The following is a 15,822-nucleotide window of genomic DNA, read 5'->3' as shown; positions in this document are numbered from 1 at the left end:
GGCCGCTTACGAATCCGCCTTCGCCGGTGCGGCCGGCTTCGCGTTGTTCGCGAGCGGCGCGGACGGCGCATCGCCGCCCGTCATCGGGACCATGTGCGGCTTCACCTGCTCGCCGGGGCGTACGCGCTGCGTGCCGTTCACGATCACGCGATCGCCGGCCGACAGCCCGCTCACGATCACGCGCCGGTTGCCGTGCTGCATTCCCTGCTGCACTTCGCGGTACGACACACGGCCCTGCTGGTCGACGACGAACACGAACTTCTTGTCCTGGTCGGTGTTGATCGCCGCGTCGTCGACGAGCAATGCCTCGTGCGGCGCGCTGCCGCCTACCTTCACGCGTGCATAGAGCCCCGGGACGAGCGCGCCGTCGGCGTTGTCGAAACGCGCGCGTACGCGGATCGTGCCGGACGACGTATCGAGCCGGTTGTCGACCGAATCGATCTCGCCGCTGCGCGAGTAGCCCGTTTCGTTCGCGAGGCCGAGCTCCACCGGCACCTTGCGGCCGTTGCGCGCGCCGTTGATGTATTGCAGGTAGGTCTGCTCGTCCGCGTCGAACGACGCGTAGATCGGCGACACCGATACCAGCGTCGTCAGCGGCGCGGCCGACGCGCCGGCCGACACGACGTTGCCGAGCGTGATTTCCGCGCGCGACACGCGGCCCGACACGGGGGCGGTGATCCGCGTATAGCCGAGGTTGATGCGCGCCGTTTCCAGCGCGGCTTCGGCGGCCTTCAGGTTCGCCGTCGCCTCGCGCGCCGCGTTCTGCTTCTCGTCGTAGTCGCGCTTCGCGATCGCGTTGTCGCCGATCAGCCGCTGCGCGCGCTGCCAGTCCGTCTGCGCATAACCGTTGCGCGCCTGCGCGGCGGCCAGCTGCGCGGCCGCGCGATCGGTTTCGGCCTGGTACGGGCGCGGGTCGATCACGAACAGCACGTCGCCCTTCTTCACGAGCGCGCCGTCCTTGAAGTTCACCGCGACGATCGTGCCCGACACCTGCGGACGCACGTCGACTTTCTCGACTGCTTCGAGGCGGCCCGAATAACTTTGCCAGTCGGTCACGGTTTGCGGCACGACGGTCGCGACGTCGACTTCGGGCAGCGGCGCCGCCGCTTTCTCGGGCGCGTTCGCGTTCACGCGCATCGCGCCGAACGTGCCGAGGCCGACGACGGCGAGCGTCACGATCGCCGCGGTGGCGATTCGCGAGCGGGAGGTGCGTAGGATGGCCATGTGGATCTCCAGTAAACGTGGAATGGTTTTGGTTATTCGGAACGGTTCGGCTGGCGCGCCTGGAAGCGGCACTGGAAGAAGCGCACGGCTTCCTCGAACGCGGCTTCGTGTGTCGCGAGCGCGGCGTGCGTGATGTCCGGATAGCGGATCACCTGCGTGAGCACGCCCGACGAGATCAGGCAGCTCGCATATTTCTCCGCTTCGACGTGCAGCACGTCGTTCTGCGCGGTGACGACGAGCGTCGGCGGCAGCCCCGCGAGGCGCACCGACTCGAGCGGCGCCGCGTACGGATGCATGCGCTGCGCCGCCTGTGGCAGATACGCGCGATAACAGGCCGCGCATTCGCGCGGGGTGATGTCGGACGCGAGGCGCTCGGCGTCGCCGATGCGCGTCATGCTCGGGTCGAGCATCGGTCCGAACAGCGCCTGCGCGGCGATCGACACTTCACCGCGGTCGCGGGCGATGAAGGCGAGGCAATTCGCGAGCTGGCCGCCCGCGTCGTGGCCGGCGACCCCGATCTTCTTCGGGTTGCCGCCGAACGCGCGGGCCCGCGTCGCGACCCACACGGCCGCGCGATACGCATCCTCCGGCGCGGCCGGAAAGGGAAAGGCCGGCGCGAGCGAATAATCGACCGACACTACGAGTGCTGGTAAGCGTTCTGCTAAAAAACGCGCGGCGAAATCCGCGTCCTCGAGCGAACCGCGGACGAAACCGCCGCCGTGGAAATAAAGCACTACCGGCAACCCGGTCTTGTCCGGGCGGCGGTAGAGGCGCAGCACGATGTCCTGCGCGTAGCCGGGAATTTCCACTTCGGCGACCGTCAGCGCCGCGCCCGCCAAGGCTTGCGCGGGCAACGCGGCTTTCAGGAATTTGCTGAATTCAGAAGCGTCCATGACGATGCAGCATCCATTTCGAGATGGAACGAATTCTGGGTCCGGCAGACATTGGGATAAATGCCTATAATCCGGCAACACAATTCAACGCCCCCGAACAATCCGAGGCTGCGTTTACCCACGAGGTAGCGCAGCCTTGTTGTTCCGGCGGCAAATTAGATTGCGGAGGTTGTGATGGACCGGCTTCAGGCCATGCAGGTGTTTACTCGCGTCGTCGATACAAGCAGCTTCACCAAGGCAGCAGAAACGCTCGGCCTGCCGCGAGCGTCCGTCACGACGATCATCCAGAATCTCGAAGCCTTCCTCGGCGTGCGGCTGATGCACCGGACCACGCGCCGGCTGTCGCTCACGCCGGACGGCGCCGCGTACTACGAACGATGCGTGCGGATCCTCGCGGACGTCGAGGAAACCGAAGCGAGCTTCCAGGCCAACAACCGGAAACCGCACGGAAAGTTGCGTATCGACATGCCGGGCTCGATCGGGCGGCTGCTCGTGATTCCGTCGCTGTGCGAATTTCATACACGCTATCCGGACATCGACCTGCAGCTCGGCTTGTCCGACCGGCCGGTCGACCTGCTGCAGGAAGGCGTCGACTGCGTGATCCGGGTCGGCGCGCTGCAGGATTCGTCTCTGGTCGCGCGTCGCGTCGGCCTGTTCGAATGCGTGACGGTCGCCGCGCCCGCGTATCTCGAGCGCCACGGCGAGCCGCAGACGATCGACGATCTCGGCCAGCACAAGGCCGTCAATTATTTCTCGAGCCGCACCGGCCGCACGATCGACTGGACGTTCCTCACCGAAGGCAAGGAAATCGAGGTGAAGATGAACAGCATCGTGTCGGTGAACGACGCGGATGCGTACGTGACCTGCGGGATCGAAGGCTTCGGCCTGATCCAGCCGCCGCTCTTCATGGTGCTGCCGCAGCTGCGCGAAGGCCGGCTCAAGGAAGTGCTGCCCGGCGTCAAGCCGCTGCCGATGCCGATCTCGGTCGTGTATCCGCACAGCCGCCACCTGTCGCCGAAGGTGCGCGTGTTCGTCGACTGGGTGGCCGAGGTGTTCGACCGCTGCCCGCTGCTGAGCGGCAAGGGCAGCCTCGACGCGACGTGCAGCAAGCGCACGTTCGAGGAAGCCGAACGCGCACCGGCGCTCGACACGCCGGTCATCAACGAATGGGTCGCGTAATCGTCTGACCTGCATGCGCGGGCCGCGCGGCCCGCGCATCGTCCGCTCTCCTCGCCGTCTTCAAGCCGCCGATGCGCTCGGCGCATCCGATCCTTCCCGATTCCGCAGCAAACCTTTGTGTCGCGAGCAGCAATCGCCCGCGCGCGCCGTCGCGGGTGGCCGCCGCACCCGCGTGCGCCCCGCTGCACGGGGCTGCCGGCAATTTCCGCATAACCCTGTCGTCCATGCGGATGTCGATTGTTCCGGTGCGGCGACAAATCAATTCGCGTCTGCCGCATTTATCGCGACCGAACAGATACCTAGAGTAAACCCTGTCGCGCACCTCGTTGCGCATCGAACAGATCCCGCTCGATGGGACCGGAGCAGCGCTCGGACGCCCGCTCCGACATGGGATCCGAGTCAGCGCTGAAGCGCTGACTCATACCGACACAGGAGTTATGCCATGAACCGCCGCCATCTTCTCTCCGCCCTCGCGCTCACGCTCGCCGTGTCCGCACCGGCCTTCGCCGATTCGGGCACGCCGCACGCCGGCGACTACGGCAATACGTCGTGGTACGCGCAGCACAATGGCCCGCGTACGCGTGCCGAAGTGAGCGCGGAAGTCGTGCAAGCGCGCAAGGACGGCACGCTCGCGTACCTGCGCAAGGCGAATTCGTATCCGCAAGGGCTCGAACTCGCCCAGGGCCCGTATCGCTCGCTGCCGGAAAGCAACCAGCTCGCCGGCGGGGGCCGGTAAACGCGCGACGCCGCGCAACGGGTCGGCCCGTGCGCGGCGTCGCGGCACACCTTTCGACGACTCGCCGAGTCAGTGACTTGCAGGAGCACATGATGAACGACACCCTTCCTTCGCCGCTCGATCACTGGGACGACACCACGCCGGTCTGGACGCCGTTCCGTTCGGCCCCGCGATCGCATTGACCGCCGGCCGAGTCATCGTCCGGCCGTCAACGGCGCGGCACGCCGTCGCGCCATTCGCCCCAGTGCGTGACGATGTCCTGAACCAGCGGATTACCCGCGCGGTACAGGTTTTCGGTCGCCGGGGCGAAGCCGCCCTGGTCCGCGTAGTTCAGCAGGTTGTCGGCGCTCGTCTGCCCCGCATACGGGCGGTCGAAATCGGACCCCGTGCGCAGCACCGCGACGCGTGACAGGTCGACCCGCTTCACGCTCGCCGCGCGCTTGAGCGCCTCATACGTCGCGTTGTCTTCCTGCGCGGTCATGCAGTAGGTGCCCTTGCCGTCGGTCAGGATCTTCGTCCATTGGCGCGCGCGCTCGCCGATCAGCGTGCCGGAGAACCACGTGTTGCCCGATGACGTATCGCACTGGATCACCGTCGGCGGCCGGTTCGCCGGCGCATACGTGAACTTCGCGCGGGCAGCCTGCGCCTGCGCGCTGTCGGCGAGCACGACGTTGCGCGACAGCGCGTACGCGGCGTCGGTCAGCTGCGGGTTGAGCTGGAACACTTCGGTGCGATAGTCGAGCGGCGGCTTGTCGTTCGGGCTCTTCGTGTTGATGCCGAGGAAACCCGTGTTCCAGCCGGCGGGAATCTCGCGCGCGTCGAGCTCCCACTGCAGGCTGAAATCGACGAGGTATTTCGACCACGCGGCCGAACCGACCGTGCCCTGCGCGGGGTCGACGCCCGCGATGCCGGACACCAGGAAATACGTCCGGCGCAGATCGAAGCGCTGCGAGAACGTGAGCGCCATGATCGTCGCCGACGCGTTCGCATAGCCCATGCCGGTCGTCACGACGCACACGTCCTGCTTGTTGCAGTGAACGGCCGGGTAGTCGGGCGACAGGCCCGGCACGGCGATGTCGCGCCACGGGCCGAGCCGGTCGAGCCACGCCTGGCCCTCCGGACCGAACATCGTGATGATCATGACCTTGACCGGGCGGCCCTGTGCACCGGTCTCGGCGAATGCATGGTTGCCCGCGTTGTTGCCCTGGTTGTCCTGCGCGATCGACGGCGCGGTCGCACAGGCCGCGAGCGAGAATGCGGCAGCGGAAAGGATGGAGCGAGTCAGCATCGGCGTTCCTTGTTTCGATGATGTTGGGTGAGAACGGCTCTCGGAGACTGCGCGAGGGAGTATAGAACGGGCGTACGCAATGCGGAACCCGACTACGAAACGGCGAACGGTGTTTCGTGCGCATGGACGCGTGTTGCGTGACGGAATGCGCGCGTTCGCCGCCGCATTGCAAACATCAGGAATGCTATCGGGTTGGCCGCCCGTGCGACGCCGGCCGCTGCCCGCCGCGCTACACGCGCATCAGCCCCGCAACACCGTTACCGAGCACGACGAGCGCGGCGACCACATGGCTCGCCGCGAGCCACCCGGGCGACTTCACGAAGCGGCCGATCGCGCTGCCGCCGAACGCGAACACGAGCTGCCCCGCGAGGCTGCCCGCGAACACGCACGCGGCACCGGTCAGCCAGTGCCGATGCGCGCCGGCGGCAGCCGTTGCATAGCCGTAGAACAACAGGATCGTCAGCGGGTTCGCGAGCGTGACGACGAACATCGACATCAACGGGCGGTCACCCGGCGGCGGCGTATCGCCTTCGAGCGTGCGCCGACGGTCGCGCAGCGCCTGCCACAGCATCCGCATGCCCATCGCGAGCAATACGCCCGCGCCCACGCTACGGAACAACGACAGATGCGCCGCGAGCGTGCTCGCGAGCATCGCGCCGATCGTGAACGCGACGACTGCATGACAGCCGTCCGCCGCGGCAACGCCGATTGCCGCGCGCACGCCGGTCGCCGTGCCGGCGCGCATGCCGTAGTTCGCGATCATCCATGCAACGGGCCCGACCGACAGCGCGATCATCAGCCCGAACAGGAAGTCGTTCATCGATCGTCGATGCCTTCGAGGGAAGGCATCGATTCCGGCGACCGCATAAAGAACCCGCGCGGAAAATCCGCGTCAGGCGACGTCGACGCGCGCGGGCCCGTCCACCATCTCGCCGATCACGGCCGCGCGGTCGAAACCGTCGGCACGGAAGCACGCGAGCACGTCGTCGACCGCGTCGGGCGCGCACGCGACGAGCAGGCCGCCCGACGTCTGCGGATCGGTCAGCAGCGCCTGCGCGACCGGCGGCAGGCCGTCGGCGAGCCGCACGTCGGTGCCGTACGCGGCCCAGTTGCGGCCCGACGCACCGGTGAACACGCCGTCGGCCACGAACGCCTCGACGCCGGCGAGCCACGGCAGCGACGCATAGTGCACGCGCGCGGTCAGCTGCGCGCCGCGCGCCAGCTCGAGCGTATGGCCGAGCAGCCCGAAGCCCGTGACGTCGGTCAGCGCGTGCACGCCCGGCAGCGCGGCCAGCTCCGTGCCCGGCCGGTTCAGCTTGGTGGTCGTCGCGACCATCTGCGCGTAACCGTCGGCATCGAGCTGGTTCTTCTTCAGCGCGGCCGACAGCACGCCGACGCCGAGCGGCTTGCCGAGCACGAGCACGTCGCCGGCGCGCGCGGCCGCATTGCGCTTCACGCGCGACGGGTGCACGACGCCGATCGCCGCGAGCCCGTAGATCGGCTCGACCGAATCGATCGAATGGCCGCCCGCGACCGGAATGCCGGCGTCCGCGCACACCGATTCGCCGCCGCGCAGCACGGCCGCGATCGTTTCATGCGGCAGCACGTTGATCGGCATGCCGACCAGCGCGAGCGCGAGGATCGGCTTGCCGCCCATCGCATACACGTCGGACAGCGCGTTGGTCGCCGCGATGCGGCCGAAGTCGAACGGATCGTCGACGATCGGCATGAAGAAATCGGTGGTCGCGACGATCGCCTGCTCGTCGTTGAGCCGGTAGACGGCCGCGTCGTCGGACGTCTCGGTGCCGACCAGCAGGTCCGGGAACAGCGCGGGCGGCGTCGCGCGCTTCAGCAGTTCGGACAGCACGCCCGGCGCGATCTTGCAGCCGCAGCCGCCCCCGTGCGACAGGCTCGTGAGGCGCGGAACGGCAGGCTGGGCTTGGGTGGCTTCGGTCATCGTCGGCATCCGGTGAATAACAACGTTCTATTATCGACAATTCCGCGCGAGCGCGCCGGATACCCACATAATTGACGGCGCCGTCCCCCGCCCGCCGCCGCCCGCACCTTCGTTCATGGATCACCTGTTCATCGGCCTCGTGCTGTGCTCCGCGCTGCTGCACGCCATCTGGAATGCGTTCCTCCACGTCAGCGAAGACCGGCTCGTGCAGCTCGGCACGATGTCGCTGCCGTATCTCGCGTTCGGCATCGCCGGCGCCGCGCTGCTGCCGGCGCCGGCGCTCGCCGCGTGGCCGTACATCGTCGCGTCGGCCACGCTCGAGGTCGCGTACTGCTTCACGCTCGCGCGCGCGTACCGCAGCGGCGAATTCGGCCAGATCTATCCGATCGCGCGCGGTATCTCGCCGCTGCTCGTGTCGGTGCTGGCGCTCGCGATGCTGCACGAGCGGCCGACGCCGTTCGGCTTCGCGGGCATCGCGCTGGTGTCGTTCGGGATCATGTCGCTCGCGTTGCGGCGCGGCTTCCGGTTCTCCGGCGAAGGCGTGCCGTATGCGCTGCTCACGGGCGTGTTCATCGCCGCGTACTCGATCTGCGACGGAATCGGCTCGCGCCTGTCCGGCAGCGCGCTCGGCTACATCGCGTGGGTGTACCTGCTGTGGAGCGTGCCGCAGCTCGTGCTCGTCGGCGTGCTGCGCGGCGGCCCGCGCGCGGTGCTCGCGTCGCGCACGGCACTCACGCAGGGCGCGATCGCCGGCACGATCTCGCTCGCCGCATACGGGATCGTGATCCTCGCGTACCGGCACCTGCCGGTCGCGACCGTGTCCGCGCTGCGCGAAACGAGCTCGATCTTCGCGGTCGCGATCGGCTGGTTCGTGATGCGCGAGCGGCCCGGCGCGCAACGGCTCGCTGCGTGCGCGCTGGTGGTGGCCGGCGCGGCGCTGATCCGGCTGTAGGCGCGCCCGCGCCGGCCTCGCACCGACCACCGGCGCCGCCCCGCGACGATGCCGCTGCCGCGCCGTCAAGCCACCGCGACGGCCCTGCCGAACGCCCGCTCGTCGATCGCCTCGGCGAGCGTCGCGAACGCGGTCGCGATCTCGTCTTCCGGCACGCACGCATAACCGAGCAGCAACCCCGACGCGGCGCGCTCGCGATCCGCGTAGTAACCGGACAGCGGCCGCACAACGATATTGCGTTCGAGCGCGGCCTGCGCGACCGCGCGATCGTCGACCCCTTCCGGCAGTTGCGTGACCAGATGCAGCCCCGCGTCGCTGCCGAGTGCCTGCAGCGTATCGCCGTAGCGGCGCGCGACCGCCTCGAGCAGCACCTCGCGGCGCTGCCCGTACAGCGTGCGCATCTTGCGGATATGCGACACGAAGTGCCCTTCCGCGATGAATTCCGCGAGCACCGCCTGCTGCAGCAGTTGCCCTTCGCGGTACAGCTCGGCGCTCGCGGTCGCGAAACTTTCCGCGAGCGGTTCCGGCGCGACGAGATACCCGACCCGCAGCCCCGGGAACAGCGTCTTGCCGAAACTGCCGACGTAGATCACCTGCCCGGCCGTGTCGAGCCCCTGCAGCGACGCGAGCGGTCGGCTGCCGTAGCGGAATTCGCTGTCGTAGTCGTCCTCGATGATCCAGCAGCCGTGCTGGCGCGCGTATTCGAGCAGCATCCGCCGCCGCGCGAGGCTCATCACCATGCCGAGCGGATACTGGTGCGACGGCGTGACGAGCATCAGCTTCGGCGGCGCGGCGAGATCGGCGGCCGACGGCGCGATGCCTTCGTCGTCGACCGGAATCGGCCGCGTGGTCAGCCCCGACACGTTCAGCACGCTGCGCACGCCCCAGTAGCACGGGTCCTCGGTCCAGATCGCGTCGCCCGGATCGGTCAGCAACCGCACCGCGAGGTCGATCGACTGGTGGATGCCGGTCGTGATCACGATCTGCTCGGGCGTGCAGCGCACCGAGCGCGACGTGCGCAGGTAGTCGGCCAGCGCCTCGCGCAGCAGCGCGAGCCCGCCGCCCGGTGCGTACGTCAGCAGGTCGGGGCGCAGGCGCCGCCAGTACTTGTTGTGCAGCCGCGTCCACACGCGCGCCGGAAATCGCGACACATCGGGCACGCCCGGCATGAACGCGCCGCCCTGGCGCTTCGACACGCCGGCGCCTTCGACGAGCCGCGTGCCGCGCGCGGACAGCCGCCGCGCGGACGGCATCACGACGGCGGGCCCGGCCGCCGCGTCGGGCGGCACGCCGACGATCTCGTCCGGCGCGCTGTCGGCGACGAAGGTGCCGCGGCCGGTCGCCGAATTCACATAGCCTTCGAGCGCCAGCTGTTCGTAAACCTGCGTGACCGTGTTGCGGGCGATGCCGAGCTCGGCGGCCAGCAGCCGCGACGACGGCACACGCGTGCCGGCCGGCAGTTCGCGCGACAGGATCGCCTGTTGCAGCAGCCGGTGAAGCTGCCGGTAGATCGGCTGTGCGCCGCCGCGCACGAGGCGCTGCGCCAGCCAGTCCGACAACACGCTCGCGCGCATGATTGGCTCCTGAATATTTATTGAAATGGCTCTGATTGCCAGAGCCAAATGTGATTATAGTCGCCTCCATGGGCTGCCAAGGCGCCCGATTTTCTACTCACCGGAAAGAACATCAAGGAGATGACCGTGAAGAATGCCGATCTGCAGGCCCGCAAGAACGCCGCCACCCCGCGCGGCGTCGGCGTGATGTGCGATTTCTACGCAGCCCGCGCCGAGAACGCGGAACTGTGGGACGTCGAAGGCCGTCGCTTCATCGATTTCGCCGCCGGCATCGCGGTGCTGAACACGGGCCACCGCCACCCGAAGATCGTCAAGGCGATCTCGGATCAACTGAACAGCTTCACGCACACCGCTTACCAGATCGTCCCGTACGCGTCGTACGTCGAGCTGGCCGAGAAGATCAACGACCGCGCGCCGGGCGACTTCCCGAAGAAGACCGCATTCTTCACGACCGGCGCCGAAGCCGTCGAGAACGCGATCAAGATCGCGCGGGCCGCGACCGGCCGCCCGGGCGTCATCGCGTTCTCGGGCGGCTTCCACGGCCGCACGATGATGGGCATGGCGCTGACCGGCAAGGTCGCCCCGTACAAGCTGAACTTCGGCCCGTTCCCGGGCGACGTGTTCCACGCGCCGTACCCGAACGCGCTGCACGGCGTGACGACCGCCGACTCGATCAAGGCGATCGAGATGCTGTTCAAGGCCGACATCGATCCGAAGCGCGTCGCCGCGATCATCTTCGAACCGGTCCAGGGCGAAGGCGGCTTCAACCCGGCGCCGGCCGAATTCGTGCGCGCGCTGCGCAAGACCTGTAACGAACACGGCATCCTGCTGATCGCCGACGAAGTCCAGACGGGCTTCGCACGCACCGGCAAGCTGTTCGCGATGCAGCACTACGACGTGCTGGCCGACCTGATCACGATGGCGAAGAGCCTCGCGGGCGGCATGCCGCTGTCGGGCGTCGTCGGCCGTGCGGACGTGATGGACGCGGCAGCGCCCGGCGGCCTCGGCGGCACGTACGCGGGCAACCCGCTGGCCGTCGCCTCGGCGCACGCGGTGCTCGAGATCATCGACGAGGAAAAGCTGTGCGAACGCGCGACGCAGCTCGGCGACGTGCTGAAGGCGAAGCTGACCTCGCTGCAGGCCGACGTGCCGCAGATCGCCGACGTGCGCGGCCCGGGCGCGATGATCGCGGTCGAGTTCCTGAAGCCGGGCTCGGGCGAGCCGGATGCCGAATTCACGAAGCGCGTGCAGACGCGTGCGCTCGAGCGCGGCCTGCTGCTGCTCGTGTGCGGCGTGTACTCGAACGTCGTGCGTTTCCTGTTCCCGCTGACGATCACGCAGCCCGTGTTCGACGAAGCGCTCGCGATCCTCGAGGAAGTGCTGAAGGAAACGGTCGGCGTGCCGGCCTGAGTGCCCGCCCACTTCAACTGAATGGGCCGCCGCCGTCGTGAAGACGGCGGCGGCCGTTTTCATCCGTCCTTATCCGTCCTTTTCAAAGCAGGCGATTCATATGAGCACCGTTCAGGAAACCCTGGCACTGAAAGATCCGTCGCTGTTCCGCCAGCAGGCGTACGTCAACGGCGAATGGCAAGGCGCAACGAACGGCGAGACGTTCGATGTCCGCAACCCGGCGACGGGCGGCCTGCTCGGCACCGTGCCGGCGATGGGCACGGCCGAGACGCGTCACGCGATCGACGCCGCGAACGCCGCATGGCCGGCGTGGCGCAAGAAGACCGCGAAGGAACGCGCGGTCATCCTGCGCAAGTGGCACGACCTGATGATCGAAAACGCCGACGACCTCGCGCTGATCCTCACGACCGAGCAGGGCAAGTCGCTGGCCGAGGCGAAGGGCGAGATCGGCTACGCGGCGTCGTTCCTCGAGTGGTTCGCGGAAGAGGGCAAGCGCGTGTACGGCGACACGATCCCGACGCCGGCGAGCGACAAGCGCATCGTCGTGACGAAGGAAGCGATCGGCGTGTGCGCGGCGATCACGCCGTGGAACTTCCCGGCGGCGATGATCACGCGCAAGGTCGGCCCGGCGCTCGCGGCCGGCTGCCCGATCGTCGTGAAGCCGGCCGAGGCCACGCCGTTCTCCGCACTCGCGATGGCCGTGCTGGCCGAACGCGCGGGCGTGCCGGCCGGCGTGTTCAGCGTCGTCACGGGCGACCCGAAGGCGATCGGCGGCGAAATGACGTCGAACCCGATCGTGCGCAAGCTGTCGTTCACGGGCTCGACGCCGGTCGGCCGCCTGCTGATGTCGCAATGCGCGGCGACGGTCAAGAAGGTGTCGCTGGAGCTGGGCGGCAACGCGCCGTTCATCGTGTTCGACGACGCCGACCTCGATGCGGCCGTGCAGGGCGCGATCGCATCGAAGTACCGCAACAGCGGCCAGACCTGCGTGTGCACGAACCGCTTCTACGTGCATGAAGCCGTGTACGACTCGTTCGCGCAGAAGCTCGCGGCCGCCGTCGGCCAGCTGAAGGTCGGCCGCGGCACCGAGCCGGGCGTCACGCAGGGCCCGCTGATCAACGAAGCGGCCGTGCTGAAGGTCGAGGCGCACATCGAGGACGCGCTTGCGAAGGGTGCGACCGTCGTGACGGGCGGCAAGCGCCACGCGCTCGGCCACGGCTTCTTCGAGCCGACCGTGCTGACGGGCGTCACGCCGGCGATGAAGGTCGCGAAGGAAGAGACGTTCGGGCCGCTCGCGCCGCTGTTCAAGTTCAGCAGCGACGAGGAAGTGATCGGCCTCGCGAACGATACCGAGTTCGGCCTGGCCGCCTACTTCTACAGCCGCGACATCGGCCGCGTGTGGAAGGTGGCGGAAGCGCTCGAATACGGGATGGTCGGCGTGAACACGGGCCTGATCTCGAACGAAGTCGCGCCGTTCGGCGGCGTCAAGCAGTCGGGCCTCGGCCGCGAAGGCTCGCACTACGGCATCGACGACTACGTCGTGATCAAGTACCTCTGCCTCGCCGTCTGACGGCTCGGGGCCTGCCGCTTCGGCGACAGGCCCTGACCGCCCGGCCGGAACCGGGCGGTCCGACGCGGGCCGGCGCCCCTCTCCGCCGCGCCCGCGTCACCTTCCCTGCCGCGATCAACGAAACACGTTCACCGCTTCCACGAGCCGCGCCGCCTGCTGCTTCAGGCTCTCCGACGCCGCCGCACTCTGCTCGACGAGCGCCGCGTTCTGCTGCGTGATGTTGTCCAGATGCACGACCGCCTGGTCGACCTGCGCGACGCCCGTGCTCTGCTCGGCCGTCGACGAGCTGATCTCCGCGATCAGGTCCGACACGCGCTTCACCTGCGTGACGATATCCTCCATCGTCTTGCCTGCGCCGTCGACGATCCGCGCGCCCGATTCCACGCGATCGACGCTCGCGCCGATCAGCGCCTTGATCTCCTTCGCCGCGTTCGCGCTGCGCTGCGCGAGTGCGCGCACCTCGCCCGCCACCACCGCGAAACCGCGTCCCTGGTCGCCCGCGCGCGCGGCCTCGACCGCGGCGTTCAGCGCGAGGATATTGGTCTGGAACGCGATGCCGTCGATCACGCCGATGATGTCGGCGATCTTGCGCGAACTGGCGGTGATGTCGTTCATCGTCGTCACGACCTCGCTCACCGCCTGCCCGCCGCGCTCGGCCGCATCGCTCGCCGACACCGACAACTGGTTCGCCTGCAGCGCCGTTTCCGCATTGCTCGACACGGTCGCCGTCATCTCGGCCATCGACGCGGCCGTCTGCTGCACGCTCGTCGAGGCCTGTTCGGTACGTGCGCTCAGGTCGTTGTTGCCCTGCGCGATCTCGTTGCTCGCGCGCTGCACGTTGTGCACCTGCTCGCTGACGTCGTCGACGAGCCAGCGGAACATCAGCCCGAGCTGATTGATCGTGCGCAGCGTCATGCCGATCTCGTCAACGCGGTTCATCCGCACGCTGCTGCGGCTCTCGCCGGTCGCGACGCGCAGCGCCTCGTCGCGCAATTGCCGAAGCGGCTGCACGATCTGCGCATCGAGCCACCAGCCGGCAACCGCCGTCACGCCCACCGCCGCGCCGGCAAACGCCGCCAGCGCGCCGCCGGTCAGCCCGCAGGCCCAGCCGGCGCCGACGACGGCCGGCGCCAGCGCGCCCAGCGCCGCATGCACGCGCGCGCGCACCGACATCGTCTGGAACAGCGAAACAACGCGCATCACACCCGTGCGGACGATCAACCCCTTGTGGAAGCGGCGATTGCCGGCCTTGCCTTCGCGGAAATCGCGATACAACGCTTCGGCGGCCGCGATCTCGTCGCGCGTCGCCTTCGTGCGCACCGACATATAGCCTTTCGGCTGGCCGTTGCGCATCACCGGAATCGCGTTCGCGCGCACCCAGTAGTGATCGCCGTTCTTGCGGCGATTCTTCACGAGCGCGGTCCACGGCTCGCCGCCCTTGAGCGTCGCCCACATGTCGGCGAACGCCTCCTTCGGCATGTCCGGATGGCGCACGACGTTGTGCGGCTGACGTTCGATTTCGTCGGGAGAAAATCCGCTGACCTGGATGAATGCCGCGTTGGCGTACGTGATGTAGCTGTCGGCATCGGTCGTCGACATCAGCGTCGCGTCATCGGGGAAATCGAATTCGCGTTGCGTGACGGGCTGGTTGTTGCGCATGGTGAGGAGCTCCGGATGGCGGATCTTGCGCCCGCTTGTGGATTGATTCGAGACCCGCGCGCATTGCTGTCGATTCGCATGCGCGTGAGCCGTGCTCCTGCGCTTTCGGCAAATTCCACGAAAACATTACGGTGTATTCGGGAAAATATTCATTAAATTTGCATCATCTTGTTTTTGCCGAATCGTTTGTTTATGGATGAAACAAAAGCCTTGCCGGACAACGGTTTAACGGGTATTCGTCTGATTATTGATTTCGATTCGGCCAATTCCATTTAATGCGCCGCCGGAAAAATCGGAATACGAATATTTCTCGTTTATCGAATTTCGATTGAAGCAAAAAAAGCCATGCGCAGGGTGCGCGACATTCGGAAATCTTCGATCGAATCCGCCCGTCGCGCACGCTTGCGGCCATCAGCGGAACACGTTCACCGCATCCACCAGCCGGGTCGCCTGCTGCTTCAGGCTCTCCGATGCCGCCGTGCTCTGCTCGACGAGCGCCGCGTTCTGCTGCGTGATGTTGTCCAGATGCACGACCGCCTGGTCGACCTGCGCGACGCCCGTGCTCTGCTCGGCCGTCGACGAGCTGATCTCCGCGATCAGGTCCGACACGCGCTTCACCTGCGTGACGATATCCTCCATCGTCTTGCCCGCGCCGTCGACGATCCGCGCGCCCGATTCCACGCGCTCGACGCTCGCGCCGATCAGCGTCTTGATCTCCTTCGCCGCGTTCGCGCTGCGCTGCGCGAGCGCGCGCACCTCGCCCGCGACCACCGCGAAACCGCGCCCCTGTTCACCGGCCCGCGCGGCCTCGACCGCCGCGTTCAGCGCGAGGATGTTGGTCTGGAATGCAATGCCGTCGATCACGCCGATGATGTCGGCGATCTTGCGCGAGCTGTCGGTGATCTCGCTCATCGTCGTCACGACCTCGCTCACCGCCTGCCCGCCGCGCTCGGCCGCGTCGCTCGCCGACACCGACAGCTGGTTCGCCTGCAGGGCCGTCTCCGCATTGCTCGACACGGTCGCCGTCATCTCGGCCATCGATGCGGCCGTCTGCTGCACGCTCGACGCAGCCTGCTCGGTGCGCGCGCTCAGGTCGTTGTTGCCCTGCGCGATCTCGTTGCTCGCGCGCTGCACGTTGTGCACCTGCTCGCTGACGTCGTCGACGAGCCAGCGAAACATCAGCCCGAGCTGATTGATCGTGCGCAGCGTCATGCCGATCTCGTCGACGCGGTTCATCCGCACGCCGCGCCGGCTTTCACCGGTCGCGACGTTCAGCGCCTGCTCGTGCAACCGCTTCACCGGTTGCACGATCTGCGCGTCGAGCCACCAGCCGGCCGCGGCCGCCACGCCGGCCGTCACCGCGGCGAACGCCGCGAGCGA

General features: G+C 67.8%; 13 protein-coding genes. 5 read left to right on the top strand and 8 right to left on the bottom strand.

Annotated features, from left to right (window positions below):
* Nucleotides 1-6: 6 nt before the first annotated feature.
* Nucleotides 7-1,224 carry a multidrug efflux RND transporter periplasmic adaptor subunit CeoA gene (gene ceoA, locus G3N62_RS12020; protein WP_034187788.1) on the bottom strand — a complete coding sequence of 406 codons (1,218 nt, stop codon included), beginning with the start codon at nt 1,222-1,224 and terminating at the stop codon, nt 7-9.
* Between the two features lie 32 nt (nt 1,225-1,256).
* Nucleotides 1,257-2,117 (bottom strand): alpha/beta hydrolase, encoded by an 861-nt coding sequence (locus G3N62_RS12015; RefSeq protein ID WP_034187787.1) that lies wholly within the window; start codon nt 2,115-2,117, stop codon nt 1,257-1,259.
* Between the two features lie 174 nt (nt 2,118-2,291).
* Here G3N62_RS12015 and ceoR point away from each other — a divergent pair, with 174 nt between their 5' ends.
* Entirely contained in the window at nt 2,292-3,296 is a 1,005-nt protein-coding gene (gene ceoR, locus G3N62_RS12010) for a putative multidrug efflux transcriptional regulator CeoR (RefSeq protein ID WP_034187786.1), read from the top strand.
* Between the two features lie 442 nt (nt 3,297-3,738).
* Nucleotides 3,739-4,032 (top strand): DUF4148 domain-containing protein, encoded by a 294-nt coding sequence (locus G3N62_RS12005; RefSeq protein ID WP_034187785.1) that lies wholly within the window; start codon nt 3,739-3,741, stop codon nt 4,030-4,032.
* Nucleotides 4,033-4,240: 208 nt separating this feature from the next.
* Here G3N62_RS12005 and G3N62_RS12000 read toward each other — a convergent pair whose 3' ends face one another.
* From G3N62_RS12000 to selD, 3 genes are all read right to left on the bottom strand, one after another.
* Nucleotides 4,241-5,320 (bottom strand): purine nucleoside permease, encoded by a 1,080-nt coding sequence (locus G3N62_RS12000; protein ID WP_034187784.1) that lies wholly within the window; start codon nt 5,318-5,320, stop codon nt 4,241-4,243.
* Nucleotides 5,321-5,549: 229 nt separating this feature from the next.
* Nucleotides 5,550-6,140, bottom strand: a complete 591-nt coding sequence (locus G3N62_RS11995; protein ID WP_059558966.1) for a LysE family transporter — start codon at nt 6,138-6,140, stop codon at nt 5,550-5,552.
* 72 nt (nt 6,141-6,212) lie between these two features.
* On the bottom strand, nt 6,213-7,277 hold the full coding sequence (gene selD / locus G3N62_RS11990; RefSeq protein WP_063851213.1) for a selenide, water dikinase SelD: 1,065 nt from the start codon (nt 7,275-7,277) through the stop codon (nt 6,213-6,215).
* 115 nt (nt 7,278-7,392) lie between these two features.
* Here selD and G3N62_RS11985 point away from each other — a divergent pair, with 115 nt between their 5' ends.
* Entirely contained in the window at nt 7,393-8,229 is an 837-nt protein-coding gene (locus tag G3N62_RS11985; RefSeq protein WP_069706909.1) for a DMT family transporter, read from the top strand.
* A 65-nt stretch (nt 8,230-8,294) separates the two neighbouring features.
* Here G3N62_RS11985 and G3N62_RS11980 read toward each other — a convergent pair whose 3' ends face one another.
* Entirely contained in the window at nt 8,295-9,803 is a 1,509-nt protein-coding gene (locus G3N62_RS11980; protein ID WP_034187780.1) for a PLP-dependent aminotransferase family protein, read from the bottom strand.
* Nucleotides 9,804-9,929: 126 nt separating this feature from the next.
* Here G3N62_RS11980 and G3N62_RS11975 point away from each other — a divergent pair, with 126 nt between their 5' ends.
* Nucleotides 9,930-11,213, top strand: a complete 1,284-nt coding sequence (locus G3N62_RS11975; RefSeq protein ID WP_124670357.1) for a 4-aminobutyrate--2-oxoglutarate transaminase — start codon at nt 9,930-9,932, stop codon at nt 11,211-11,213.
* Nucleotides 11,214-11,313: 100 nt separating this feature from the next.
* A complete protein-coding gene (gene gabD, locus G3N62_RS11970) occupies nt 11,314-12,783 on the top strand; it encodes an NADP-dependent succinate-semialdehyde dehydrogenase (protein WP_124670358.1) in 1,470 nt (489 codons plus the stop codon).
* 114 nt (nt 12,784-12,897) lie between these two features.
* Here the strand turns inward: gabD and G3N62_RS11965 are convergent, their stop codons facing one another.
* Entirely contained in the window at nt 12,898-14,442 is a 1,545-nt protein-coding gene (locus G3N62_RS11965; protein WP_059558971.1) for a PAS domain-containing methyl-accepting chemotaxis protein, read from the bottom strand.
* Nucleotides 14,443-14,853: 411 nt separating this feature from the next.
* On the bottom strand, nt 14,854-15,822 hold a 969-nt coding region (locus G3N62_RS11960; protein ID WP_206141239.1), incomplete at its 5' end, for a methyl-accepting chemotaxis protein.

Origin of the sequence: Burkholderia sp. Tr-20355, from assembly GCF_017104685.1 — a bacterium.
GTDB classification, from domain to species: domain Bacteria; phylum Pseudomonadota; class Gammaproteobacteria; order Burkholderiales; family Burkholderiaceae; genus Burkholderia; species Burkholderia seminalis.
The sequence above is the reverse complement of the archived record's forward strand: the minus strand, read 5'-3'. Positions and strand labels throughout refer to the sequence as shown.

Coding starts and splice junctions, on each gene's coding strand:
- ceoA (WP_034187788.1), bottom strand. CDS start 1,224: ATGGCCATCCTACGCACCTCCCGCTCGCGAATCGCCACCGCGGCGATC.
- G3N62_RS12015 (WP_034187787.1), bottom strand. CDS start 2,117: ATGGACGCTTCTGAATTCAGCAAATTCCTGAAAGCCGCGTTGCCCGCG.
- ceoR (WP_034187786.1), top strand. CDS start 2,292: ATGGACCGGCTTCAGGCCATGCAGGTGTTTACTCGCGTCGTCGATACA.
- G3N62_RS12005 (WP_034187785.1), top strand. CDS start 3,739: ATGAACCGCCGCCATCTTCTCTCCGCCCTCGCGCTCACGCTCGCCGTG.
- G3N62_RS12000 (WP_034187784.1), bottom strand. CDS start 5,320: ATGCTGACTCGCTCCATCCTTTCCGCTGCCGCATTCTCGCTCGCGGCC.
- G3N62_RS11995 (WP_059558966.1), bottom strand. CDS start 6,140: ATGAACGACTTCCTGTTCGGGCTGATGATCGCGCTGTCGGTCGGGCCC.
- selD (WP_063851213.1), bottom strand. CDS start 7,277: ATGACCGAAGCCACCCAAGCCCAGCCTGCCGTTCCGCGCCTCACGAGC.
- G3N62_RS11985 (WP_069706909.1), top strand. CDS start 7,393: ATGGATCACCTGTTCATCGGCCTCGTGCTGTGCTCCGCGCTGCTGCAC.
- G3N62_RS11980 (WP_034187780.1), bottom strand. CDS start 9,803: ATGCGCGCGAGCGTGTTGTCGGACTGGCTGGCGCAGCGCCTCGTGCGC.
- gabD (WP_124670358.1), top strand. CDS start 11,314: ATGAGCACCGTTCAGGAAACCCTGGCACTGAAAGATCCGTCGCTGTTC.
- G3N62_RS11965 (WP_059558971.1), bottom strand. CDS start 14,442: ATGCGCAACAACCAGCCCGTCACGCAACGCGAATTCGATTTCCCCGAT.